Below are 23,626 nucleotides of genomic sequence, written 5' to 3' on the forward strand. Positions count from 1 at the left end.
GGGGCCCGCGTCGAAGCCTGTGACGCGGTCTGGGCCGAATCCTGCGGCTCCTAGCGGGTGCTCGGATACGCCCGACGCGGTTCGGGGGGCGACGCGGTTCGGGGGGGCGGCGTCGGCGGCGAACCACTCAAGCTGCTCGCGCTGCCAGTCCACCGGCAGTGAGTCGACGCCGATACCGGTGAGCTGCTGGCCGTACAGTTCGGTGAACCGCTGGATCTTGTCGAATACCTGCTCAGGACTGCCGACGAGTGCCGAGCCGTGCTCCATGAACTCCTCGATCTCCCAGAAGTCGAATCCCGCCCTCCTGCCTCCGTCGACGGGGCCGGCCGGAACAGCCGGCACCGCGGCCTGACTCCACCCCTGACGCCACGGATACGGGACGCCGGACCGGGCGGGCCACCGAGGGCATCCACGTCTGTTCCGGGCGCTCAATGCAAGTGCAGCGGCGTCCGGCGAATGCGGGTGCCCAACAACAATGCGGGGCGCCGGGTAAATACGGGGGCAGGCCGACAGCGCAGATGCGTTCCGGCAAATGCAAGTGCGCTCCGCGAATGCGGGGGCCGTCCCGGCGATGCGGGATTCGATCGACGGTGCATTGTCTCATGGCGTTCAATGCCGAGCTCAACGGCGAGTTCAATGCCGAAGACGGCGGGCGGCGTTGGAAAACGCCGCCCGCCGTCCCGGTCCGTGCCGCCAGCCACGACGGTCCGCCACGATATGGCCACTTCCACTGGGCGATGGCGTGGGCGGAGCGGGACAGCGCCGTCGCCACGATGACGCTTTGTCGCCGTCGTTCCCACGCCGTGATTCGCAGCCATGATCAAACATAGGCGTGACGAACACGAAGCCGCCGGATTTCCCCCGGTTGACCTGGCGGTCCACCGCCTCCGGCAGCCACGACCAGACATCTCCGTCGCCGACTGTCAGGCCGGCGACGGAGATGACGGCCGCTGGTCGCTTAGTGCAGCGGGCGCATGCAGTCCCGGCAGCGGTCGTTCAGAATCGAGAGGAGCTCGACAGCTTTGAGTGAGGCGTCGCGCACCTTCGCGATGTCCTGCGAGGAGTTCAGCCTGATCAGCGCGGATTCAGCTCCGTCGGAGGCGCCCTCCCGGACCGCCTCGACGATCTCTGCCGCCGGTGTGCCGAACTGGAAGAGCAGAACCTCTTTGTCCTGGTAGGACGGTAGTTCCGTGGGCAGGTGCCCGAGACCGATGCCGGCGAGGTTCCGGCTCAGGATCTGCCGCACGTTGGTACCCAATCGGCCATAGCCGCCGATCTCCCGCAGTGTCCCCATGTTGATCCGGAAGACACCGTTGTTGCCTACTACGGTCGCACGCAGGTCCTCCCACGTTCCCGGCGGGTCGGACGGCACGCCGACCATCTGCGTGTCCGTCATCTCTACCATCCCGACTGGCAACCCAAGTACTCCACGTATGCGCGAACCGACACGCCCAGCTCCTTCCGCTCTCCATAGGAAAGCACTGCGTGCTGCCAGGTCGGCGTCGCCCGGCGTCGCCCGGCGGAAAATAACTGTTATCCATAAGATAACCGACTCCTCGGGCGAGGTCCACTCACGACGGACCTTGTCGGTTTCGGAAAAGTTAATCCTGGTGGTCGGGATCGCGCGGCGGTCGGGAAGCTGCCAACATGAATGTGAGTCATCTTGTTCATCCGCCGTGACCAGCATCGATAGCGCCGACATCTCTACGTAACACGGCAGGTACCTCGCTGAAACTCTTGTTCGAATGTTCCGATAACATCTCATCTGCACGGGGCGTTTGCTACTGTCATCTACACCGCTCCGACGGAGCTGGGGGATCCCCGTAATCGGGCGATCTTCCTGGCGTACCGTGTGCTCCGGACCACTTCGGTGGCGCGCCCGGGGCTATGTGGGCGGCGCCACGAGGGAAAGTTTCCAGGAAAATTTTAATTAAAGATTTTTCCTTGCGAATATCCTTCGAGGTATCTTTCGGGAGAAGCTTCCAGTCATCCCGACGGAATACCTGTTAACGCCGAAGTTACCGGGGCTTGCAGGGCTGAAATAAACGGCTCCTAGTGTTCTTCGTGTCGCCACCGGACAAACGAAGAACCACTGTTCGGGGGCGATCCCATGGCCTTCTGTTCTCGATCGACGGCTGGTGATGACAGTGCCCGGTCCCCGTTTTCCCAGCTCATCCGCGCCTACGGTCGAGCCGGCCGCGCCGGTCAGGTTTTGCGACACCACCCTGCGCGACGGCGAGCAGGCGCCTGGAGTGGCATTCACCGCAGCCGAGAAACTTGCCATCGCCGCTGCTCTGGACGCCATCGGCGTACACCAGATCGAGGCCGGAATACCTGCCATGGGACCCGCCGAACGGGATGTCCTGCGGGAGATCCTCGCGACGCAACCTCAGGCCGGCGTGGTGGCGTGGTGCCGGGCCGACCGCCGCGACATCGATGCCGCGGTGTCCTGCGGAATTGTCACCGCGCACCTCACCATTCCCGTCTCCGACCTGCATCTGAAGAGCAAGCTGGGCCGGGACCGGGGATGGGCGCGGCGCCGCATCCGCGACTGCGTCTTCGACGCGGCCGACCGCGGGCTGCGATTCAGCGTCGGCCTGGAGGACGCCTCCCGCGCGGACGACAACTTCGTCATCGAGCTGGCCGGCGAGCTGCGCGAGTGGGGCGCCACCCGGATCCGCTGGGCCGACACGGTCGGTCTGCTGGACCCGGTCAGCGCCTACACCCGGCTCGGCCGGCTGGTCCAGGCGGTCCCGGGGGAGTGGGAGATCCACGCCCACGACGACTTCGGTCTGGCGACCGCAAACACCCTCGCCGCGGTTCAGGCCGGATTCACCTGGGTTAGCACCACGGTGCTGGGTCTGGGGGAGCGGGCCGGCAACGCCCCGCTCGAGGAGGTGGCGATGGCCCTGCGGCACCTGTTGAAGGTGCCGGTGGACCTGGACACCACCTCGTTCCGCAGGCTCGCGCGGATGGTGGCCCGGGCCGCCTGCCGCCCGCTGCCGGTAGGCAAGGCGGTGGTCGGTGAGTCGGTGTTCGCGCACGAGTCGGGGATCCACGTCCACGGCGTGCTGCGACACCCGTCGACCTACGAGCCGTTCGACCCCGCCGAAGTCGGCGGGCAACGGCGGCTCGCGTTCGGGAAGCACAGTGGCCGGGCCTCGGTGCGTTACGTGCTGGCCCAGTACGGCATCACCGCCGACGACAGCGAGATCGAGCCGCTGCTTGAGCGGGTCCGGACCACGGCGACCCAGACGAAGCGCGGCCTGCACGGCCGTGACTTCCAGGAGCTTCTCGGGCGGGCCGAAGTGCCGGCCCCCCGAGTGGAGGCCCCGCCGTCCTAGGCCGGGCCCGGCAGGGACCGGACCCGGCTGACAGACGCAACGGGTTAGATCAACAACTAACGGTTGTGCCGATGTCCCGGCCAAACCCGGCCGGCGGCACGACTCCAGCCCAGGGGCTCTCGCGGCCCGACCTGCCCGATCGGCGTGGTCGTGGCACCGGTGCCCCCTGCGCTGGGCAACCGTTCCGAGGAGGAACACCGCATGCGCCAGATCGCATTCTATGGCAAGGGTGGTATCGGCAAGTCCACCACCCAGCAGAACACCATGGCGGCGATGGCCGAGATGGGCAAGAAGGTCATGATCGTCGGCTGCGACCCCAAGGCCGACTCGACCCGGCTCATCCTGCATTCCAAGGCCCAGACCTCCGTCATCCAGCTGGCTGCCGAGAAGGGCTCGGTCGAGGACCTGGAGCTCGACGAGGTCCTGGTCGAGGGCCAGTGGGGCATCAAGTGCGTCGAGTCCGGTGGCCCGGAGCCCGGTGTGGGCTGCGCCGGCCGCGGTGTCATCACTTCCATCAGCTACCTGGAGGAGGCCGGCGCCTACGAGGACCTCGACTTCGTCACCTACGACGTCCTCGGTGACGTCGTCTGCGGCGGGTTCGCGATGCCGATCCGCCAGGGCAAGGCGCAGGAGATCTACATCGTCACCTCCGGCGAGATGATGGCGATGTACGCGGCGAACAACATCGCCCGAGGCATCCTCAAGTACGCGCACTCCGGTGGTGTCCGGCTCGGCGGGCTCATCTGCAACAGCCGCAACACCGACCGCGAGGACGAGCTGATCATTGAGCTCGCCCGCCGACTCAACACCCAGATGATCCACTTCATCCCGCGCAACAACGTCGTGCAGCACGCCGAGCTGCGCCGGATGACGGTCATCGAGTACGACCCGAAGAACGAGCAGGCCGACCAGTACCGGCAGCTCGCCAAGAAGATCGTCGACAACGACATGAAGACCATCCCGACGCCGATCACCATGGACGAGCTCGAGGAGCTCCTCATCGAGTTCGGGATCATGGAGCAGGAGGACGAGAGCATCATCGGCAAGGCTGCCGCTGTCGCCTGACCCTGTCACCTGCTCCGACTCCGTCGAGGATGAGGTCCCGACCATGACGACGACGCCGGCACCTATCAAGGCCGAGACCGAGGCGATGATCGCCGAGGTGCTGTCTAACTACCCTGCGAAGACGGCCAAGTTCCGGGCCAAGCACCTCAAGGCCAACGACCCCGATGGGTCGAAGGAGTGCGAGGTCAAGTCCAACATCAAATCCCGCCCGGGGGTCATGACGATCCGCGGCTGCGCCTACGCCGGTTCCAAGGGTGTGGTGTGGGGCCCGGTCAAGGACATCGTCAACATCAGCCACGGCCCGGTCGGCTGTGGCCAGTACTCCTGGGCCACCCGGCGCAACTACGCCCGCGGCCCCTGGGGCGTGAACAACTTCGCCGCGATGCAGTTCACGACCGACTTCCAGGAGAAGGACATCGTCTTCGGCGGTGACCCGAAGCTGGAGACGGTCTGCGACGAGATCGTCGAGCTGTTCCCGCTGGCCAAGGGGATCTCGATCCAGTCCGAGTGCCCGATCGGTCTGATCGGCGATGACATCGAGGCGGTTTCCCGCAAGGCCTCGAAGAAGCTCGAGCTGCCGGTCGTCCCGGTGCGCTGCGAGGGGTTCCGCGGGGTCAGCCAGTCCCTCGGCCACCACATCGCCAACGACGCGGTCCGCGACCACGTGCTGGGCACCGGCGGGAACACCTTCAAGCAGACGCCGTATGACGTCGCGCTCATCGGCGACTACAACATCGGCGGCGACGCCTGGGCCTCCCGGAAGATCCTGGAGGAGATGGGCCTGCGGGTCATCGCCCAGTGGTCCGGTGACGGCACGATCAACGAGATGGCCTCGACGCACCTGTCGAAGCTGAACTTGATCCACTGCTACCGGTCGATGAACTACATCTGCACGACCATGGAGGAGCGCTACGGCACTCCGTGGACCGAGTTCAACTTCTTCGGTCCTACCAAGATCGTCGATTCGATGCGGAAGATCGCGGCTTTCTTCGACGACGAGATCAAGCAGAAGACCGAGGCGGCGATCGCCCGCTACCAGGTCCGGTTCGACGAGATCACGAACGCCTTCCGGCCGCGCCTGGAAGGCAAGCGGGTCATGCTCGCGGTCGGCGGACTGCGGCCCCGGCACACCATCGGTGCCTACGAGGACCTCGGCATGGAGGTCGTCGGCACCGGCTACGAGTTCGCGCACAAGGACGACTACACCCGTACTTACCCCGCTCTCGCGGAGGGCGTGGTCCTCTACGACGACCCGACGGCCTTCGAGCTGGAGGAGTTCGCCAAGCGGCTCAAGCCGGACCTGATGGGCGCGGGCGTCAAGGAGAAGTACGTCTTCCACAAGATGGGTGTCCCCTTCCGCCAGATGCACTCCTGGGACTACTCCGGGCCATACCACGGCGTGGACGGCTTCGCGGTCTTCGCCCGTGACATGGACATCGCGATCAACAGCCCGACCTGGGACCTCATGGAGACCCCCTGGTCGAAGGCCGGAGAGGTGTTCTGACCGGCCGGTCCGGCCCCCGCCGGCGGTAGCCGGCAGTCATCAGCCACGGTAGAAGGGAGGATGTCCGGTGACGACGACTCCGGAAACAAACAGTTCCGTCCCGCTGCGGGTCCTCGACCACAGCGAGCTGTTCAAGGACGAGGTCTACCAGAAGCAGTTCGAGGGCAAGCGCGAGTTCGAGAACGGCAGCGACGCCGCCGAGGTCGCCCGGGTCCTGGAGTGGACCCGCGGCTGGGAGTACCGGGAGAAGAACTTCGCCCGGGAGGCGCTGACCGTCAACCCGGCCAAGGCGTGCCAGCCGCTCGGCGCGGTCCTGGCGGGCCTCGGCTTCGAGGGCACCATGCCCCTGGTGCACGGCTCGCAGGGCTGCGTCGCCTACTTCCGCAGCCACTTCGCCCGGCACTTCAAGGAGCCCGTCCCGGCGGCATCCTCGTCGATGACCGAAGACGCCGCCGTCTTCGGCGGGCTGAACAACCTGGTCGAGGCGCTCGAGAACGCGACCACCCTGTACAAGCCCAAGATGGTCGCGGTCAGCACCACCTGCATGGCCGAGGTGATCGGGGAGGACCTGTTCGCCTACATCGGCGCGGCGCGGGACAAGGGCGCGATCTCCGCCGACTACCCGGTGCCGTACGCGCACACGCCGAGCTTCGTGGGCTCGCACCTCACCGGCTACGACAGCATGCTCAAGGGCATCCTGGAGCTCCTGAGCAAGACGGCGGACGCCGACAAGGTCGAGTCCCCCGGGAAGCCCCGGCTGAACATCGTGCCCGGCTTCGAGACCTACGTCGGCAACCACCGCGAGTACCGCCGCATCCTGGAGCTGATGGGTGTCGACCCCCTGATCCTGGGCGACCACAGCAGCTCCCTGGACTCGCCGGCGACGGGTGAGTACGAGCTCTACCCAGGTGGTACCCCGCTCGCCGAGGCCGCCACGGCTCGGTTCAGCCGCGCTACCGTGATGCTTCAGGAGACCACCACCCGCAAGACGACGGAGTTCGTCCGGGACGGGTGGAAGCAGGAGACGGTGGTGCTCGAGACCCCCATCGGGGTGAAGAACACCGACCGCTTCCTGACTGAGGTGGCCCGCCTGGCGGAGGTCGAGATCCCGGCCGAGCTCACCGCCGAGCGTGGCCGCCTGGTGGACGCGCTCACCGACTCGCATGCCTATCTGCACGGCAAGCGGGTCGCCATCGCGGGTGACCCTGACCTCGTCATCGCGATGACCGGCTTCGCCCTCGAACTCGGGATGATCCCGGTCCACCTGCTGAGCACGAACGCCGACAACTCCTTCGCGCCCAGGCTGGAGAAGGTCCTCTCGACCAGCAAGTTCGGCGAGGCTGCGACCGTCTGGCCGGGCAAGGACCTCTGGCACCTGCGGTCGCTGGTCTTCACCGAGCCGGTCGACCTGCTCATTGGGAGCTCGTACCTGAAGTACATCTCCCGGGAGGCGAACGTGCCGCTGGTCCGGGTCGGTTTCCCGATCTTCGACCGGCACCACCTGCACCGCTTCCCGATCGTCGGCTACACCGGCGGTCTGCACCTGCTCACCCAGCTCGTCAACACGGTGCTCGACGAGTTGGACCGCACCAGCCCCGACCACAGCTTCGACGTCGTCCGCTGAGCGTCCGACCGGGCACAGCTGTGGCCGGTCCGGCTCCCGGCCGGACCTGAACGTGGTCGGCCGGCCGCACCCACCGCGCTCCCTGCGACCGGCCGACCACCCCGCCGTGGGGTCGATCGATCACCTCCCGGATCGATCGACCCCTCGCCCCCGTCCCACCTCTTTCAAGAACCGTGCCCGTAGAACCGCGTCCTTCCGAGGATGGCCCATGGCAGCCACAGAACGCGTCGCGCTGTTCACCGAACCGGCCTGTAACCACAACAACGCCAAGAGCACCAAGGCCCGCAAGGCAGGTTGTCCCAAACCCAAGCCCGGGGGCACTTCCGGAGGCTGCGCCTTCGACGGAGCCATGATCACCCTCGTCCCGATCGCCGACTGCGCTCACGTGGTCCACGGCCCGATCGGCTGCGCGGGCAACTCGTGGGACGGCCGAGGCAGCCTGTCGTCCGGGCCGGTGCTCTACCGGCACGGCTTCACCACCGACATGGCCGAGAACGACGTGGTGCTCGGGGGGGAACAGCGCCTGTTCGACACCATCCTGGAGGTCGTCGAGCGGCACTCGCCGCCAGCGGTCTTCGTCTATTCGACCTGCGTCACCGCGATGATCGGAGACGATCTCGACGCGGTGTGCGCGGCTGCCGCCGCCGAGTCCGGGGTGCCGGTGATCCCGATCCACTCGCCCGGGTTCGTCGGCAGCAAGAACCTCGGCAACCGGCTCGCCGGCCAAGCCCTGCTCGACCACGTGATCGGCACCGTTGAGCCGGAGCTCACCACCGACCTGGACGTCAACCTGATCGGTGAGTACAACATCGCCGGGGAGTTGTGGGACGTCCTGCCGCTGCTGTCCCGGCTGGGCCTTCGGGTGCAGGCGTGCATCAGCGGTGATGCCCGCTACCGTGACGTCGCCGCGGCCCATCGGGCCAGGGCGACGATGGTGGTCTGCTCGCGCGCGCTGCTCGGACTCGCCCGTGGCCTGCAGGAACGCTACGGGATCCCGTGGTTCGAGGGCAGCTTCTACGGCATCCGGGCGATGGGCGACACCCTGCGCGGCTTCGCCCGCCTGCTCGAGGACGACGAGCTCTCCCGCCGCACGGAGGAGCTCATCGCTGTCGAGGAGGCGGCCGTCGCCGTCGCACTTGAGCCGTACCGGCGCAGGCTCGCCGGGCGTAAGGCGGTGCTCTACACCGGCGGGGTCAAGAGTTGGTCGATCGTGTCCGCGCTGCAGGACCTCGGCATCGAGGTGGTTGGCAGCGGCATCACCAAGAGCTCCGACGGCGACGTGGACAAGATCCGCGAGCTGCTCGGCGACGCAAAGATGATCAAAGAGGGCAGTCCGCGCGAGCTGCTGCGGGTCGCCGAGCAGACCGGGGCGGACATCCTCGTCGCCGGCGGCCGCAACCAGTACACCGCGCTGAAGGGCCGGCTGCCGTTCCTCGATATCAACCAGGAGCGGCACATCCCTTACGCCGGCTACACCGGGATGGTCGAGCTCGCCCGGCGCCTCGACCTGGCGATCGCGAGCCCGGTCTGGGAGCAGGTCAGCCGGCCCGCTCCCTGGGACCTGGTCGGAGCCCGCTGATGGCCGAGGTCGTGACCGGAGAGCGGCAGGCGACGATCGACCCGCTCAAGCACAGCCAGCCGCTCGGGGGTGCGCTGGTCTTCCTGGGCCTCGCCGGCTCGCTGCCGATCATGCATGGTGCGCAGGGGTGCGCGTCATTCGCCAAGGCCCTGCTCACCCGGCATTTCAACGAGCCGATCCCGCTGCAGACCACCGCGATCACCGAGGTGACCGCGGTCCTCGGCAGCGGTGAGGCGATGGTGGAGACGCTCGATGCCATTCGGAAGAAGCAGCGGCCGGAGATCATCGGCCTGCTCACCACGGGGGTCACCGAGGTCAGCGGCGAGGACGTCGGCGGCCAGCTGCGCAGGTACCTCTCGGCCTGGAACGAGACCGACTCGAGCGGGCCGGAGGCGGGCGCGAACGACTCCGCCCCCGGCGGGGCCCCGCTGATCGTCGGGGTCTCCACCCCGGACTTCATCGGTGGGCTGTCCGACGGCTGGTCGGCCGCGTTGGAGGCGCTGGTCCGAGCGGTGGTGCCGGCAGAGCATTCCAAAACGAAGCCTTCCGAAGCGAGCCATTTTACCGGGCGCACCGCCTTCATCGCGGCCAGCGCTCCCGTAACGCATCTCACTACCCCCGGGCCCGCCGAGGCTGCCGGGCCCGCCGAGGCTGCCGGGCCCGCCAGGTCCCTGGGGTCCGCCGCCCGGCGGGTGGCGGCGGCGGACGGTGGTGCTCTGGACCCGCGCCAGCTCGCCGTCCTGGTCGGCCCGTCCCTGACGGCGGCCGACCTCGACGAGCTCGGTGAGCTGATTCGCGCGTTCGGGCTCGACCCGGTACTCGTCCCCGACCTGTCCGGATCGGTGGACGGGCACCTGGCCCCCGCCTGGCAGCCCACAACGACCGGCGGCACCGGGCTCGCGCGGCTGCGGGCGCTCGGTCGGTCGCGGGCCGTGCTCGTCGCGGGTGCGACCGCGGCGGCGGCCGGTGACCTGCTCGCCGCTCGGACCGGCGCCCGGATCCTCCGCCACCGTCATCTCAGCGGGCTGACGGAGATGGACGCCTTGGTCACCGAGCTGATCGAACTCACCGGAGCGTCCGCGCCGGCCCGGATCCGGCAGGCCCGGGCCCGGCTCGCCGACGGTCTGCTCGACACGCACTTCGTCCTCGGTGGCGCCCGGGTCGCGCTGGCAATGGAGCCGGAGACCCTGGTCGCCGTCGGTTCCCTGCTGCACGACGTCGGGGCCGAGGTCGTGGCGGCGGTGTCCCCGACCGCCGCGCCGGTCCTCGCGGACGCGCCCTGGGACAAGGTCGTCGTCGGCGATCTGGCTGACCTCGCCGAACTGGCTCGGGCGGGTGGTGCGCACCTCGTCCTCGGTTCCAGCCACGCCCGCGAGGTCGCCGACCGGATTGGCGCCGCGCACCTGCCCGTCGGCTTCCCGATCTTCGATCGGCTCGGCGCGGCGCTGGCCGGTACCGCCGGGTACGCCGGAAGCCTGCGCCTGCTCATCGACGCCGCGAATCGTCTGCTCGATCACGAGCACGTGCACCGCCGTCCCGGGCGGAGGTTCTCCGTGTCCGGCGCGGGTGGACAGCCCGCCCACCGGACCGAGATCCCTACCCAGCCCGGCTCCGCGGGTGAATCCGATCAACTCGACAACCTGTTCCAGGAGTCTCCGTGTTGAAGATCGCCTTCGCGACCAGCGACGGCACCGCTGTGGATCAGCATTTCGGGTGGTGCCAACGGTTCGACGTGTACGAGGTCGGCCCCGAGGGGGCCAGGTTCCTGGAGACCCGCGCGCTCGACGCGGCGCCGACGGACGAACAGGACAAGATCGAATCCAGGCTCGCCGCGGTCTCGGACTGCGCGATTCTCAACATCAGTGATATCGGCGGGACGGCCGCGGCGAAGGTGGTGAAGGCCCGGGTTCACCCGGTGAAGGTGGTCAAGGGCACCGCCATCCCCGAGCTGCTCCGCCGCTACACCTCGACGCTGGCCGGCAATCCTCCGCCCTGGCTGCGCAAGGTGCTGCGGTCCCACGAGCCGCAGCCGGCGGCGACCTGGACCCGCGGCGGTGCTACGGCCCTGAAGCCCAAGGGGGACGCGGCATGACCGCGAAGACCGGTTTCCTTGGCGACCTGGTCGACCAGCTGCGCGCCGGGGACACCTACGGCCAACTGGAACGGTTCTCCGACGAGGACCTGCTCCGCCCGTTCATCGTCACGCGGGAGCAGCGCCGCGAGATCGCGGTGAACTGCGACATCGACGCCGCCGTAGAGGGCCGGGTGCGCTCCTTCTACCAGGCGGTCGCGGCGGCCACCGAGAAGGCGACCGGGGCGTTCACCACCACCGTGCTCGACCTCAGCCACGAGGGGTTCGGGCGCGTGATCATTTGCGCCGGGCGGCTCGTCGTCCTCTCCGACGCGCTGCGGGACGTGCAGCGGTTCGGCTTCGGCTCCATGGACGAGCTCTCCGCCCGGGGCGAGTCGATGGTGACCGGCGCGACCAAGCAGATCGAACGATGGAACGAGGTGGCCCGCGATGACTCCTGACGCCCAAGCCGCCGACGCCCAAGCCGCCGACACCCCGGCAGGGGGCGCCCCGGCCGACACCGAGCTGCGGCTGCGCAAGCTTCGCAGCCGGGCCTCCCAGCTCAAGCTCGACCTGCACGACCTCGCCGAGGACCTCCCGATCGGCTGGGAGGGCCTGCTCGACGCCGCCCGCCGCACCTACGACGCCTATGCGGAGATCGCCCTCCTCGAGGGCCTGCTCGAGAAGGAGACATCGCGATGAGTGTGAGCATGGCCGCCGGCCAGCTGGCGGACTTCCGCCGCTGTTCCACCGCCGAGGAGTACTTCATCCTGCTGGACGTCGACTACGACCCGCGAGTCCTGGCCGTCAACCGGCTGCACATCCTCCGGTACTTCGCCAACCAGCTGGTCGAGCTGCACGACACTCGGACCGAGGCCGGGAACCCGGTGGAGCTGCTGCGGGAGTATCGCGACGCGCTCATCCGCTCCTATGAGGCCTTCACCACCGCCTCCGCCCTGGACCACCGCCTGTTCAAGGTGCTGCAGGACCGCGCGCCGCAGTCGTCGTTCGTGCCCGCGTCGTCGATCACCGTCGAGCGGCTGACCCCGACGGTGCCCCAGCCGTCGGCGCCGTCCGACCCGGTGGAGCCGTCCCAGTCCGCCTGGCCGCACCACGCCGCCGCGTCCGCCGACTACCTGGGTGGAACCCGATGAACAGCACCTACGACGTCGGCGACATCGTTGTCGCCGTCAAGGCATTGCGTAACGACGGCACGTATCCGGACCCGGCGATCGCCGTCGGTGAGGTTCTCGTCGAGGCCGGCACCCGTGGCCAGGTCATCAACGTCGGCCTCTACCTGCAGGAACACATCGTGTACGCGGTGGCCTTCGACCACGGCCGCATCGTCGGCGCGCTGGAACGTGAGCTCGTCTCCCCCGAGCGGTGGCAGCAGGCCGCCGCACCCGCCGGTACCGCCGCACCCGCCGCGACGACCACCGCGACCTCCTCGGCGACCGCTCCGGCCAGCGGCACGGCGACCGCCCGGGGGAAGGAAGGGCAGTCGTGAAGGCAACCCCCGTCAGCCTGCCGATGCTGCCCACCGACCCGGCAGGCGAGATCCTCCGGCAGGCCACCGGGCCGGCGCCCGACACCGCCGCCGGCTGCGCGAGCAAGTCCAGCTGTGGCACCAGCGCTCCGGTGTGGGACCCGGAGATCGCGGAGAAGATCGCCAATCATCCCTGTTACAGCGCCGAGGCCCACCAGTACTACGCCCGGATGCACGTGGCGGTCGCCCCAGGTTGCAACATCCAGTGCAACTACTGCAACCGCAAGTTCGACTGCGCCAACGAGAGCCGTCCCGGCGTCACCAGCACCCTGCTGTCCCCCGAGGACGCCCTCGCCAAGGTCAAGCTGGTGGCCAGCGAGATCAAGCAGATGAGCGTGCTGGGGATCGCCGGCCCCGGCGACCCGCTGGCGAACCCGAAGCCGACCTTCCGGACGATGGAACTGGTGGCCCGGGACTGCCCGGACATCAAGCTCTGCCTGTCCACCAACGGGCTGACCCTGCCGGACCACGTCGACCGCATCGCCGAACTGAACGTCGACCACGTCACCATCACGATCAACATGATCGACCCCGAGGTCGGGGAGCGGATCTACCCGTGGATCGCCTTCCGCGGCAAGCGGTACACCGGCCGGGAGGCGTCCCGGATCCTCTCCGAGCGTCAGCGCGAGGGCCTGGCGATGCTCACCGAGCGGAAGATTCTCTGCAAGGTCAACTCGGTGTTGATCCCCGGGATCAACGATGACCACCTCGTCGAGGTCTCCCGGAAGGTCAAGGAGCTCGGCGCCTTCCTGCACAACGTGATGCCGCTGGTGTCGGCGCCCGAGCACGGCACCCACTTCGGCCTGACCGGGCAGCGCGGCCCCACCCCGCAGGAGCTCAAGGCGCTGCAGGACCGCTGCGAGCAGGACGACGGCGCCGAGATGAGCATGATGCGGCACTGCCGGCAGTGCCGCGCCGACGCCGTCGGCCTGCTCGGTGAGGACCGGGGTGAGGAGTTCACTCCCGAGGCGTTCCGTGGCCGTGAGATCGAATACGACCTCGAAGGCCGCCGGCAGACGCATAGCGAGATCGAACGGTGGCGCTCCGAGGCGGCTGCCACCCGGGGAGCGCTGAACATCTCGACCGGCGCGGTCATTCCCTCCGGCCCGGGCGCATCCCCCGATGAGGGCACCCCGGCCGGGGCCCGCCCGGGGAACACCCGCCCGGAGAACGTTGTGCTCGTCGCTGTAGCGACCAAGGGCAGCGGCGTGGTGAACCAGCACTTCGGTCACGCGACCGAGTTCTGGATCTACGAGGGGGGTCCGGGCTGGGCCCGGCTCGTGCAGACCCGCGACGTGGACCGCTACTGCAACGGCCCGTCGGACTGCGACGAGGACGCCTCCAAGCTCGACAAGACGGTCGCGATGCTGTCCGACTGCGCGGCGGTGTTGTGCAGCAAGATCGGCCTCGGACCGCGCGAGGCGCTCGAGAATGCCGGGATCGAACCGGTGGAGCTCTACGACCTGATCGAGAAGGCGGTGGCCGAGGTCGGCTCCCGCCTTGTCGCACATCGTGCCGAAGCGGAGGTTGCCGTCCGATGAGCGCCACCACCCCAACCGTCGAACTGACCGACCGGGCCGTGAAGCAGGTCCGTCACCTGCTCGCCTCGACCCCCGGCACGGGCGGGTTCAGCCTGCGGATCGGCGTCGACCCCGGTGGCTGCGCCGGCTTCACCTACAACCTGGCGCTCGTCCCCGGTGCCGAGGCCGAGGACGTCGTCATCGGCCAGGACGGCTTTGACGTCGTCGTCCACTCGTCGATGGTTCACCTGCTGCGCGGGCTGCGCGTGGACTACACCGAGACGCTGACCTCCTCCGGGTTCACCTTCCAGAACCCGAACGCGACCAGCTCCTGCGGCTGCGGGACGTCCTTCGGTGCCTCGGACTCCACCGAGCGCACCGCCGCGGACGCCCGCCTGCGCGAGCAGGTCGAGGAGATCATGGAGGAGATCCGGCCCTTCCTGCGGGGAGACGGCGGGGACGCCGAGGTCGTCGCGACTCTCGCCGGCAACGGCGAGCCCGGGACGGCGGAGGTGCACCTGCGCCTTACCGGAGCCTGCGGCGGGTGCTCCGGCGCCACCGCGACCCTGACCGGCGTCATTGAGAGCCGGTTGAAGGAGGCCCTGCCCGAGATCGGCCGGGTCGCGCTGGTGTCCTGACAACCCACTACTTGATCACCTGTTCGGCCTAACCCGGGGAGCGCCCGATGGTCACCGCCCGATTCCGTTCCCACCCGCGTCTGCTGGGGTCCATCTGTGCCGGGCCGCCGGCACCGTACCCATCCCGTCGGCAGGCGCCGTCCGTCTTCGACCCGAATCGACGGTACGAGCGGCAGTTGGGTATTCCGGGCTTCGGAGTGTCCGCTCAGCGGCGGCTCAGCGGCGCGACCGTCCTGGTGGCGGGGGTGGGCGGGGTCGGCGGAGCGGCGGCGACCTACCTGGCCGCCGCCGGCATCGGCCGGCTGATCCTGGTCCATCCGGGCGTTCTGGAGGAGCCGGACCTCAACCGGCAGACCCTGATGCGGCCCGACCGGGTGGGCGACGCCCGGGTGGTGTGCGCGGCCGACACCCTGCGCGCACACCACCCGGACGTCGAGATCGTCGCCCTGGACCGGGATCTGACCGATCCCAGCCTGCCCCGTCTGATCGCCGAGGCGGACGTGGTGGTCGACGCTCGGCACAACTTCCCCGAGCGGTATCTGCTCAACCGGCTGTGCCTGGCGACGCAGATCCCCCTGGTCGTCGCCGCGATGAACGCCACCGAGGCGTATCTGCTGGTGGTCCGGCCGGGTTCGCCCTGCCTGCGGTGTGTGTTCCCGGAGGGGGACCCGTCCTGGGAGCCCCTCGGTTTCCCGGTGCTCGGCGCGGTCGCCGGAACGGTGGGCTGCCTGGCTGCGACCGAGGCGCTGAAGATCGCCGGTGGATTCGCCGAGCCGGCGGTCGGCCGGCTGATCCACCTCGACCTGTGGGACACGGACCTGCGTACGCCGCGGACCCGGCGCGATCCCGCCTGCGTGGACTGCGGCTCTGGAGGCGCACCGTGATCTATCTTGACCACAACGCGACGACCCCGGTCGACCCGGAGGTTGTCCGGGCGATGCTGCCGCTGCTGCGGGACCACTTCGCGAATCCGGCCAGCTCGCACCCGGCGGGGCAGGCCGTCGCCCGGCTCGTCGAAGGAGCCCGGCGGGACGTGGCGAACCTCGCCGGCGCCCAGCCGCGTGACGTCATCTTCACCAGCGGGGCGACCGAGGCGGCCAACCTGGCGATCGCCGGGGTCCTGGCCACCGCCCCGCCGTCCTGCCGCCGCGTACTCGTCGGAGCGACCGAGCATCGGGCGGTCCTCGCCGCGGCGGAGGCCGCGGCGCGGGTGCACGGGGCGATCGTGCAGACCATCCGGGTTCATCCCGACGGCACGATCGACCTCAATCATCTGCGCGCGCTGCTGCAACCGGTATGGGGCGGTTCCGCCGTCGCGGGGGGCTCCGCGATCGCGGGGAACGGGGGGGTTCTCGGGGCCTCGGTCTCGAAGGTCGCCCTGGTGGCGGTGATGACGGCGAACAACGAGACCGGGACGCTGAACGACCCGCGGCCCATCGCCGAGCTCGCCCACGGGGCGGGGGCGTTCTACCTCGCCGACATCACCCAGACACTGGGCCGGATGCCGGTCTCGGTCGCGGACGCCGGCATCGACCTCGCCGTCGCGTCCGCGCACAAGCTCTACGGGCCCAAGGGCACCGGCGCGCTGATCGCCGGCCGACACGCCCGGTCGCAGCTGGCACCGCTGATCCACGGCGGTGGGCAGGAACGGGGCCTGCGCGCCGGCACGGTCAACACCGCCGGGGTGGTCGGCTTCGGCGCCGCGGTGCGGATCGCCGCCGCGGTGATGGACGACGAGGCCCCGCGGCAGCGGGCCCAGACCGAGCTGCTGCACGATCTGCTCGTCGAGTGGCTCGGCGTCGATGCCGTCGAGCTCAACGGGCCGAGTGAGCGCGGCGGGGGCCGCGAATGCCGGCTGCCGAACACCATCAACCTGCGGTTCGTCGGTGCCGACGCCGACGCCGTCCAGGCCTGTCTGCCGGACGTGGCGGTGTCCGCGGGCTCCGCCTGTCACGGGGGCGGCGCCGAGCCGTCCCATGTGCTCACCGCGATGGGCCGGTCGACCACGGCGGCCATGGAGAGCCTGCGGTTCAGCGTGGGCCGGTTCACCAGCGTCGACCAGATCCACGCCGCCGCCGCCGCGGTGGCTCGCGCGGTGCTGCGCGTGCGTGCCCTGGAGCAGAACCGATCGAACGATCTTTTCGACGGCCCCACCACCGAGTTCCGGGCGCAGGAGATCCCCACCGACCGGGTGTTCTCGCGGGCCCTGCGCATGCCCGAGGTGCCCGCCCCCCGATCCGCCTATCCCTGACCCGTTCCCCCCACGCTTCCCTGACCCCGCTTCCGTGCTGTCAGCGTTGCCACGCGCGGTTCCGCTCGCCCGGCGCGGGCGTGCGTAGCTGAGAAGTTGAGATGAGGTTTCGCCATGCCAACCGAACAGTTGTCCGAACGACCAGATCCGGGGGTCACGCAACTGGAACACGTGGTGATCCGTTTTGCCGGTGACTCCGGCGACGGGATGCAGCTCACCGGTGACCGGTTCGGCGCCCAGGCCGCCGCGGGCGGCAACGACGTGGCAACGTTGCCGAACTACCCGGCGGAGATCCGGGCGCCAGCCGGAACCGTGGCCGGGGTGTCGAGCTACCAACTCCACATCGCTGACCACGACATCAGGACCCCGGGCGACCGGCCCGACGTTCTGGTCGCCATGAACCCCGCGGCGCTCAGGGCGAACATCGCCGAGCTGCGTCCCGGCGGGGTCCTGATCGTGGACACCGACGCGTTCACGGTGATGGGCCTGGAAAAGGCCGGTTACGAGGCTGATCCCCTGACCAACGGGTCGCTGGACGCCTACCACGTGCACGCGATCAACCTCACCGGTCTCGCCGCCACGGCCGTCGCCGAGTTCAGCCTGAAGCGCAAGGACGCCGCCCGGACGAAGAACATGTTCGCGCTCGGCCTGGTGTCCTGGATGTTCAGCCAGCCCATCGAGGACACGATCGCCTACCTGCAGAAGCGGTTCGCCGCGAAGCCGGACGTGCAGGCCGCGAACATCGCCGCGCTGCGGGCCGGGTGGATCTACGGCGACACCACCGAGGCCTTCGCGCTCTCCTACGAGGTGAAGCCGGCCAAGCTGCCCGCCGGCACCTACCGGCACATGAAGGGCAACAAGGCGATCGCCTACGGCCTGGTCGCAGCCGCGCAGCAGGCCGGGATGCCGCTGTTCCTCGGCGCCTACCCGATCACTCCCGCCTCCGACATCCTGCACGAGCTGAGCGCGCTCGCCTCCTTCGACGTGCGCTCCTTCCAGGCCGAGGACGAGATCGCCGCCATCGGTTCCGCGATCGGCGCGTCCTTCGCCGGGATGCTCGGCGTGACCGTCACCTCCGGTCCCGGGATGGCCCTGAAGACCGAGGCTCTCGGCCTTGCGGTGATCATGGAGCTGCCGCTCGTCGTCGTCAACGTGCAGCGCGGCGGGCCGTCGACCGGTCTGCCGACCAAGACCGAGCAGTCCGACCTGCTCCAGGCCCTGTACGGCCGGCACGGCGAGGCGCCGCTGCCGGTGATCGCGGCGCGTTCGCCCGCGGACGGCTTCGACGCCGCGCTGGAGGCAGCCCGGGTCGCGCTGGCCTACCGCACCCCGGTCATCCTGCTGTCCGACGCCTACGTCGCCAACGGCAGCGAGCCGTGGCGGGTGCCCGAGACGGCGGAGCTGCCCACCATCGGGATCGATCTCGCCACCGGCCCGAACGGGGTGGACGAGGCCGGTAACCCGATCTTCCTGCCGTACGTGCGGGACCCGATCACGTTGGCCCGCCCGCTGGCGATCCCGGGTACCCCGGGGCTCACGCACCGCATCGGCGGTCTGGAGAAGGCCGACCTGACCGGTGCGGTCTCCTACGACCCCGACAACCATGACCTGCTGGTCCGCACCCGACAATCCAAGATCGATAACATCGACGTGCCGCTCCTGGAGGTCGATGATCCCAGCGGGCCCCCCGGATCCGGCGCCGATGTGCTGGTGATCGGATGGGGCTCGACGTGGGGGCCGATCGGTGAAGCCTGCCGCCAGGTGCGGCGCGACGGCATGAAGGTCGCCCAGGCGCACCTGCGCCATCTCGCCCCGTTGCCGGCGAACCTGGCCTCGGTGCTGTCGGAGTACCACACCGTGCTCGTCCCCGAGATGAACCTCGGGCAGCTCGCCGGACTCCTGCGCCAGGAATGCCTGATCGACACCGTCGGCTACAACCAGACCCGCGGCATGCCGTTCCGGGTCGCCGAGCTTACCTCCGTCATCAGCCGGATCATCCAGGGCATCGACGAGGAGCCGTCGGCGGATGCGGCCTCGAAGCCGGTCGGGGACGTGAGCGCCCGGTTGAACGCACACCTTGGTCCGAAGCTCGGCACGGCCGGGGAGGCAGGACGATGATCTCGCTGAATGGTGGATCCGGAGAACCGTCGGGTGACTTGGCGGGACGGCCGGCGCTGACCGCGCAGGACTACATGACCGGCAACGAGGTCCGCTGGTGCCCCGGCTGCGGGGACCACGCCATCCTCTCGACGATGCGGGGTCTGCTGCCGGCCCTCGGCGTCCCGCCCGAGAACATCGTGATCGTGTCCGGCATCGGGTGCTCCTCGCGGTTCCCCTACTACCTCGACACCTACGGCATCCACTCGATCCACGGCCGGGCGCCGTCCTTCGCGACCGGTGTCTCGATCAACCGGCCGGACCTGGCGGTGTGGGTCGTAACCGGTGACGGCGACGCGCTGTCGATCGGCGGTAACCACCTTATTCACGCGCTGCGTCGCAACGTGAATATTAAGATCATGTTGTTCAACAACCAGATCTACGGTTTGACGAAGGGTCAGCATTCGCCGACCTCCAGGATCGGCACGATCAGCCCGTCGAGCCCCCACGGGTCGCTCGACAACCCGTTCGACCCGGTTGCGCTCGCGCTCGGCGCCGGCGCGACGTTCGTCGCCCGCACGATCGACTCGGACCGTCGCCACCTCACCGCCACCCTCACCGCCGCCGCGGCGCATCAGGGAGCGGCGCTGGTGGAGATCCGGCAGGGCTGCCCCACGTTCAACGCGATCCCCCGTCAGCCGAAGCGGTCCGATGCCGATGCCGGCGCCGCCGGGGCGAAGGGCGAGCAGGGGCCGATCCGGCTCTCGCCCGGTATGCCGGTGGTTTTCGGCGTGGACGAGCAGTACGCCGTGATCCGCGACCCGGCCACCGGGGAGCTGGCGGTCGGGCACAGCGGTGACCCCCGCGTCGTGGTGCACGATCCGACGGTGGAGAACTCGACCTATGCCTACGCCCTGGCCCAGCTGGCGCAGGCGGAGTTTCCGGAGCCGCCGATCGGCGTCTACCGGTCGGTCTCGCATCCCGTGTTCGACCAGCTGTTCCAGGAGCGGCTGGCGACCGCCCGGCCCGGCGGCCTGGGCGATCTGCGTGCGTTGCTCCAGGGCGCCGACTCCTGGACGGTGGCCGGGTAGGTCGCAGCCGGGTGACCTACGGCCGGGATGAGACCTACGGCTGAGGCGAACCGGACCGATGGACGGTCGTCGGGTGGATGCTCGGGGGGCGGGGGGATCAGGCCTGTCAGGGCTGGCCTGATCCCCTCAGGGGTCCGTTACGGTGCCCGCCCCGGCCTCGGCCCGGAGTAATTTCGGTTCCGGCCCCACGTGGTTTCCGTCATGTTCTCCGGCCGCCTGGCGATGACGCCTGCACGCCGTTTTCCGGGATTTTTGTCACGCCGCCTTCTCGTCAATCGACATTCCGCGGCGGGTCATCTGGTCGACGGTACGACCGGTCGACATCACCCGTCAGGAAACTCGTCGGGAAACCCGTCGGGAAACCCGCAACTCTGCCTCGGCCTCGGCCCCTGCTTCGCCCCCGAAATGTAGAGGGCCGGTGCCCGGACGGGGTGGGTCCTGAGCACCGGCCGTGGGCCGGCGGTCTCGCTGACGCCGTGGCCGCGTCAGCCTTCGCCGGCGGCTTGTCTCGTCAGCGTCTGTAGGACGCGACGAAAGCGGTGTCCGCCCCGATCGGGCCGATCTTGCCGGCGCCGCCCGGATTACCGATCGGAGCATCCCGACCAGGCAGGATGTCGGTGAAGAACCGGGCCTCGTCCGCGATGAACTCGGCCTCGCTCGCCGGCACGATCCGGGTACTCTTGATCGCGTCGACCGGACAGGCCGACGCGCAGGCTCCGCAGTCGATGCACTCGTCCGGGTTGATGTACAGCTTGCGGCTGCCCTCGTAGATGCAGTCGACCGGGCACTCCTCCACGCAGGCGGTGTCCTTGACGTCAATGCAGGGCGACAGGACGACAAACGTCATCGGAGCCTTCTTCCCCGTTCGCCTGCGGTCACGGGAAAATCGTAACAGGATGCCGCCGGCCGGGGTGGGTGGAACTGTAAAGGACAGGTAAACAACTCGTCCGTAGGGCAACGAATTTCGATGGCCCGAAACGGGGGGCGAGGAAATCTCCAGGGATATTTTTAACCATGAGATTTTCCTTGCCTGTAGCCGGGCCGTCCGGGCCCGTCCGCCGGAGGGCGGTGGCACCCGCGCCGGCGTGTCCTCAGCCGGTCTTGACGACGGTCTGTGGGCACCACCGTCCGTTGGGCCGCCGGCGCGGCGGGTCCTCTGTCGCCGGTTCAGACGTCGGTGTTGCCGGGGGGCTGAACCTGGGCGGTTGATGGAGCGTGTCCCGGCGAGGCCGGGGTTACGTGCCCGAGCGGCGCCGTACCGTCCCCCGCCTCGTGCCGCTCGGCGCGGAAACGCCTGAAGGCGGCGAACGCGCGCGGGCCGTAGACCGACGCCGGTCCGCCGTTCATCAGCAGTGCCACCCCGATGGCCTCGGCCGCCTCCTGGCAGGTCGCACCCTGCCGGACGGCGCCGTGAGCGTGTGCCTCGATGCAACCGTCGCACTGGGTGCTCACGGCGAGCGCCAGTGCGATCAGCTCCTTCGTGCGGCTGTCCAGGGCGCCGTCACGGAGAGCCGCGTCGCCCAGGGTGCCGAGCCCCCGGTATACGTCCGGGATCAGCCGACGCAGTTCGCGGGCATGCGGGCGGATCTCGTCTTGGACCGGGCTGCCGGAGCTCATGACCCCTTGCCTTCCCGCCGGGGACGACCGGGAACCGCCACGCCGGGAACGGCCGAAGCCCGGCCTCGTTCCCGGGCGGTCGGGGTAGCCGGGCGTTCGGGGTAGCCGGGCGGTCGTGGGGTCGTGGGTGCCCGGGCGGTCGCGGCGAGGCCGAAAACGGTGAGCCTCGGCTCGTCCTCGGACTTGTCCCTGTTAGGGGGGCGACAGACCACTTCCATTGGCGTACCGTCAGACATCGCCAAAGTCCGTGCATCGATTCCGGGGTGTCCGGTTACCGTTCCGGGCCGGACGGACTCCGCCCGCGCCTGCTCGCGGCCCCGCTCACGCTCTCGAGGAGCGGCCGTCCCGCGCCGTAGGCGCTGATTGTCCTGTCCGCCCTGGCCCCGCTTTACATCCCCTACCCCCGCTTCTCGTCCGGCTGCCATGCCATGGCGGCCTCTACTTCGAGGTATCCAGATGACGGCGAGTGTCCGTACGGACCCGTTCGACGTACTGCTGGTTGAGGACGACCCGGGGGATGTCCTCATGACCCGCGAAGCGTTCGCGGATGATCGGATCAACGGCAGGCTGCATGTCGTGAACGACGGCATCCAAGCCATGGCGTTCCTTCGCCGGGAGGAGCCCTTCACACAGGCCCCGGCGGCCGACCTGATCCTGCTGGACCTCAACCTGCCGCGCCGGGGCGGCATCGAGGTGCTGGCCGAGGTCAAGGCCGACACCGACCTGCGACGCATCCCCGTCGTGGTGCTCTCCACCTCGGGCGCTGCCGAGGACATCCTGCGCAGCTACAACCTGCACGCCAACGCCTACGTGACGAAGGCGGTCGATTTCGACCGGTTCGTCGACGACGTGCGGTTCATCGACGACTTCTTCATCACCGTGGTTCGGTTGCCCGGGCGCTGATCTGGTCGCTCGTCAGGTGCACATGGCCCATGATCGAGCGGTGCCCGCCGACGGCGTCGGTCAACTACTGCGGTGAGACTACCGGCCTGCCAACACAACATCGGCCAACGCAACATCGGCGCGCGGCTCCCACGGGAGCCGCGCGCCGACGCGTAAGGCTGGGGGTGGTACGGCCTCAGACGGGCTGGACGTTGTCCGCCTGCGGTCCCTTCTGGCCCTGCACGATCTCGAACTGGACGCTCTGGCCCTCATCCAGGGACTTGTAGCCGTCCGCCACGATCGAGGAGTAGTGGACGAACACGTCCGGGCCGCCACCGTCGACGGAGATGAATCCGAAGCCCTTCTCCGCGTTGAACCACTTGACGGTACCCTGCGCCACGATTATTTCTCCTTGCCGCGCTCCCGGTAAGCGTCCTTCGCGTACCGGCCTCGCCCCAGACCCCGGCCGGTGCCGTGGTCCAGTCGTGCCGTTCTCTGCGTAGGTCACGCACGGAAGAACAAGCAACACCTACAGCCTACCCCTCCAGCGACGTGGTGTGCCCGCTTGGCTCTTGTCCCGTCGGACTCGATGCGAAGCAGCTGGCGAAACGTCGGTTATCGGCACCCAGCGAGTGTAGTAGCCGGGGGCCGGCGCTCGCGTAGCCGCTGCATCTCGGCGTCGGCGATGATGACCCGGGACCTGCCATCCGGGTGGCGCCGCGGGTGATCCACCCCGGTAGATCCGGGCGTAGAGGGTAGCGGTCGGCATGCTGGAGGAAAGCAACTGTTGCGCTTCC

The 23,626-nt window shown here is 69.1% G+C and carries 23 protein-coding genes and 1 pseudogene; 19 read left to right on the forward strand and 5 right to left on the reverse strand.

Features of this window, described 5'->3' with window-relative positions; translation table 11 throughout:
• Window positions 1–342 (reverse strand): annotated as a pseudogene (locus AC08OO_RS04160) (hypothetical protein); the annotation flags it as partial.
• A gap of 260 nt (window positions 343–602) precedes the next feature.
• On the opposite strand from AC08OO_RS04160, the gene AC08OO_RS04165 reads away from it, so the two are divergent.
• On the forward strand, window positions 603–830 hold the full coding sequence (locus AC08OO_RS04165; protein WP_476609825.1) for a hypothetical protein: 228 nt from the start codon (window positions 603–605) through the stop codon (window positions 828–830).
• A 128-nt stretch (window positions 831–958) separates the two neighbouring features.
• Here AC08OO_RS04165 and AC08OO_RS04170 read toward each other — a convergent pair whose 3' ends face one another.
• Entirely contained in the window at window positions 959–1,396 is a 438-nt protein-coding gene (locus AC08OO_RS04170) for a hypothetical protein (protein ID WP_476593150.1), read from the reverse strand.
• 745 nt (window positions 1,397–2,141) lie between these two features.
• On the opposite strand from AC08OO_RS04170, the gene nifV reads away from it, so the two are divergent.
• From nifV to AC08OO_RS04255, 17 genes are all read left to right on the forward strand, one after another.
• A complete protein-coding gene (gene nifV, locus AC08OO_RS04175; RefSeq protein ID WP_476609838.1) occupies window positions 2,142–3,344 on the forward strand; it encodes a homocitrate synthase in 1,203 nt (400 codons plus the stop codon).
• A 201-nt stretch (window positions 3,345–3,545) separates the two neighbouring features.
• Entirely contained in the window at window positions 3,546–4,409 is an 864-nt protein-coding gene (nifH, locus tag AC08OO_RS04180; RefSeq protein ID WP_011438842.1) for a nitrogenase iron protein, read from the forward strand.
• 43 nt (window positions 4,410–4,452) lie between these two features.
• Entirely contained in the window at window positions 4,453–5,913 is a 1,461-nt protein-coding gene (gene nifD, locus AC08OO_RS04185; RefSeq protein ID WP_476607086.1) for a nitrogenase molybdenum-iron protein alpha chain, read from the forward strand.
• Between the two features lie 67 nt (window positions 5,914–5,980).
• Entirely contained in the window at window positions 5,981–7,537 is a 1,557-nt protein-coding gene (gene nifK, locus AC08OO_RS04190; RefSeq protein ID WP_476607087.1) for a nitrogenase molybdenum-iron protein subunit beta, read from the forward strand.
• A 208-nt stretch (window positions 7,538–7,745) separates the two neighbouring features.
• The gene (nifE, locus tag AC08OO_RS04195) at window positions 7,746–9,116 is read left to right on the forward strand and encodes a nitrogenase iron-molybdenum cofactor biosynthesis protein NifE (protein WP_476609824.1); all 1,371 of its coding nucleotides are present in this window, start codon (window positions 7,746–7,748) and stop codon (window positions 9,114–9,116) included.
• Window positions 9,116–10,780: a nitrogenase component 1 gene (locus AC08OO_RS04200; RefSeq protein WP_476609823.1), complete on the forward strand. Its 1,665-nt coding sequence runs from the start codon at window positions 9,116–9,118 to the stop codon at window positions 10,778–10,780. The genes nifE and AC08OO_RS04200 overlap by 1 nt, the downstream gene beginning before the upstream one ends.
• Window positions 10,774–11,208, forward strand: coding sequence for a nitrogen fixation protein NifX (gene nifX / locus AC08OO_RS04205; RefSeq protein ID WP_011438837.1), 435 nt, complete (start codon window positions 10,774–10,776; stop codon window positions 11,206–11,208). Before AC08OO_RS04200 ends, nifX begins: the two co-directional genes overlap by 7 nt.
• A complete protein-coding gene (locus tag AC08OO_RS04210; RefSeq protein ID WP_476609822.1) occupies window positions 11,205–11,648 on the forward strand; it encodes a NifX-associated nitrogen fixation protein in 444 nt (147 codons plus the stop codon). The genes nifX and AC08OO_RS04210 overlap by 4 nt, the downstream gene beginning before the upstream one ends.
• A complete protein-coding gene (locus AC08OO_RS04215; protein ID WP_476607090.1) occupies window positions 11,638–11,889 on the forward strand; it encodes a CCE_0567 family metalloprotein in 252 nt (83 codons plus the stop codon). Before AC08OO_RS04210 ends, AC08OO_RS04215 begins: the two co-directional genes overlap by 11 nt.
• Window positions 11,886–12,341: a nitrogenase-stabilizing/protective protein NifW gene (gene nifW, locus AC08OO_RS04220; protein WP_011438834.1), complete on the forward strand. Its 456-nt coding sequence runs from the start codon at window positions 11,886–11,888 to the stop codon at window positions 12,339–12,341. The genes AC08OO_RS04215 and nifW overlap by 4 nt, the downstream gene beginning before the upstream one ends.
• Complete coding sequence (locus AC08OO_RS04225) at window positions 12,338–12,694, forward strand: nitrogen fixation protein NifZ (protein ID WP_476609821.1); 357 nt, start codon at window positions 12,338–12,340, stop codon at window positions 12,692–12,694. Before nifW ends, AC08OO_RS04225 begins: the two co-directional genes overlap by 4 nt.
• The gene (nifB, locus tag AC08OO_RS04230; RefSeq protein WP_476609820.1) at window positions 12,691–14,274 is read left to right on the forward strand and encodes a nitrogenase cofactor biosynthesis protein NifB; all 1,584 of its coding nucleotides are present in this window, start codon (window positions 12,691–12,693) and stop codon (window positions 14,272–14,274) included. The genes AC08OO_RS04225 and nifB overlap by 4 nt, the downstream gene beginning before the upstream one ends.
• Complete coding sequence (locus AC08OO_RS04235; protein WP_476607093.1) at window positions 14,271–14,891, forward strand: iron-sulfur cluster assembly accessory protein; 621 nt, start codon at window positions 14,271–14,273, stop codon at window positions 14,889–14,891. The genes nifB and AC08OO_RS04235 overlap by 4 nt, the downstream gene beginning before the upstream one ends.
• Window positions 14,892–14,938: 47 nt before the next feature.
• Window positions 14,939–15,775, forward strand: coding sequence for a HesA/MoeB/ThiF family protein (locus tag AC08OO_RS04240; RefSeq protein ID WP_476609819.1), 837 nt, complete (start codon window positions 14,939–14,941; stop codon window positions 15,773–15,775).
• On the forward strand, window positions 15,772–17,142 hold the full coding sequence (locus AC08OO_RS04245; protein ID WP_476607095.1) for a cysteine desulfurase family protein: 1,371 nt from the start codon (window positions 15,772–15,774) through the stop codon (window positions 17,140–17,142). Before AC08OO_RS04240 ends, AC08OO_RS04245 begins: the two co-directional genes overlap by 4 nt.
• A 114-nt stretch (window positions 17,143–17,256) precedes the next feature.
• A complete protein-coding gene (locus tag AC08OO_RS04250) occupies window positions 17,257–19,260 on the forward strand; it encodes a 2-oxoacid:acceptor oxidoreductase subunit alpha (protein WP_476609817.1) in 2,004 nt (667 codons plus the stop codon).
• Window positions 19,257–20,330 (forward strand): 2-oxoacid:ferredoxin oxidoreductase subunit beta, encoded by a 1,074-nt coding sequence (locus AC08OO_RS04255; RefSeq protein WP_476609816.1) that lies wholly within the window; start codon window positions 19,257–19,259, stop codon window positions 20,328–20,330. The genes AC08OO_RS04250 and AC08OO_RS04255 overlap by 4 nt, the downstream gene beginning before the upstream one ends.
• 511 nt (window positions 20,331–20,841) lie before the next feature.
• Here the strand turns inward: AC08OO_RS04255 and fdxA are convergent.
• Entirely contained in the window at window positions 20,842–21,177 is a 336-nt protein-coding gene (gene fdxA, locus AC08OO_RS04260; protein ID WP_476609815.1) for a ferredoxin, read from the reverse strand.
• Between the two features lie 320 nt (window positions 21,178–21,497).
• The gene (locus tag AC08OO_RS04265; RefSeq protein WP_011438825.1) at window positions 21,498–21,947 is read right to left on the reverse strand and encodes a carboxymuconolactone decarboxylase family protein; all 450 of its coding nucleotides are present in this window, start codon (window positions 21,945–21,947) and stop codon (window positions 21,498–21,500) included.
• A 456-nt stretch (window positions 21,948–22,403) separates the two neighbouring features.
• On the opposite strand from AC08OO_RS04265, the gene AC08OO_RS04270 reads away from it, so the two are divergent.
• On the forward strand, window positions 22,404–22,850 hold the full coding sequence (locus tag AC08OO_RS04270; RefSeq protein WP_011438824.1) for a response regulator: 447 nt from the start codon (window positions 22,404–22,406) through the stop codon (window positions 22,848–22,850).
• Between the two features lie 175 nt (window positions 22,851–23,025).
• Here the strand turns inward: AC08OO_RS04270 and AC08OO_RS04275 are convergent, their stop codons facing one another.
• Window positions 23,026–23,229, reverse strand: a complete 204-nt coding sequence (locus AC08OO_RS04275) for a cold-shock protein (RefSeq protein WP_011438823.1) — start codon at window positions 23,227–23,229, stop codon at window positions 23,026–23,028.
• Window positions 23,230–23,626 lie beyond the last annotated feature (397 nt).

The organism is Frankia sp. CeCAU1, from assembly GCF_977971845.1.

Bases quoted from the DNA above. Each gene is read 5' to 3' on its own strand.
- nifD (WP_476607086.1), top strand. From the start codon at position 4,453: ATGACGACGACGCCGGCACCTATCAAGGCCGAGACCGAGGCGATGATC.
- AC08OO_RS04250 (WP_476609817.1), top strand. From the start codon at position 17,257: ATGCCAACCGAACAGTTGTCCGAACGACCAGATCCGGGGGTCACGCAA.
- nifV (WP_476609838.1), top strand. From the start codon at position 2,142: ATGACAGTGCCCGGTCCCCGTTTTCCCAGCTCATCCGCGCCTACGGTC.
- AC08OO_RS04165 (WP_476609825.1), top strand. From the start codon at position 603: ATGGCGTTCAATGCCGAGCTCAACGGCGAGTTCAATGCCGAAGACGGC.
- AC08OO_RS04265 (WP_011438825.1), bottom strand. From the start codon at position 21,947: ATGAGCTCCGGCAGCCCGGTCCAAGACGAGATCCGCCCGCATGCCCGC.
- AC08OO_RS04225 (WP_476609821.1), top strand. From the start codon at position 12,338: ATGAACAGCACCTACGACGTCGGCGACATCGTTGTCGCCGTCAAGGCA.
- AC08OO_RS04235 (WP_476607093.1), top strand. From the start codon at position 14,271: ATGAGCGCCACCACCCCAACCGTCGAACTGACCGACCGGGCCGTGAAG.
- AC08OO_RS04200 (WP_476609823.1), top strand. From the start codon at position 9,116: ATGGCCGAGGTCGTGACCGGAGAGCGGCAGGCGACGATCGACCCGCTC.
- nifW (WP_011438834.1), top strand. From the start codon at position 11,886: ATGAGTGTGAGCATGGCCGCCGGCCAGCTGGCGGACTTCCGCCGCTGT.
- fdxA (WP_476609815.1), bottom strand. From the start codon at position 21,177: ATGACGTTTGTCGTCCTGTCGCCCTGCATTGACGTCAAGGACACCGCC.
- nifH (WP_011438842.1), top strand. From the start codon at position 3,546: ATGCGCCAGATCGCATTCTATGGCAAGGGTGGTATCGGCAAGTCCACC.
- nifE (WP_476609824.1), top strand. From the start codon at position 7,746: ATGGCAGCCACAGAACGCGTCGCGCTGTTCACCGAACCGGCCTGTAAC.
- AC08OO_RS04255 (WP_476609816.1), top strand. From the start codon at position 19,257: ATGATCTCGCTGAATGGTGGATCCGGAGAACCGTCGGGTGACTTGGCG.
- AC08OO_RS04270 (WP_011438824.1), top strand. From the start codon at position 22,404: ATGACGGCGAGTGTCCGTACGGACCCGTTCGACGTACTGCTGGTTGAG.
- AC08OO_RS04240 (WP_476609819.1), top strand. From the start codon at position 14,939: ATGGTCACCGCCCGATTCCGTTCCCACCCGCGTCTGCTGGGGTCCATC.
- AC08OO_RS04215 (WP_476607090.1), top strand. From the start codon at position 11,638: ATGACTCCTGACGCCCAAGCCGCCGACGCCCAAGCCGCCGACACCCCG.
- AC08OO_RS04210 (WP_476609822.1), top strand. From the start codon at position 11,205: ATGACCGCGAAGACCGGTTTCCTTGGCGACCTGGTCGACCAGCTGCGC.
- AC08OO_RS04170 (WP_476593150.1), bottom strand. From the start codon at position 1,396: ATGACGGACACGCAGATGGTCGGCGTGCCGTCCGACCCGCCGGGAACG.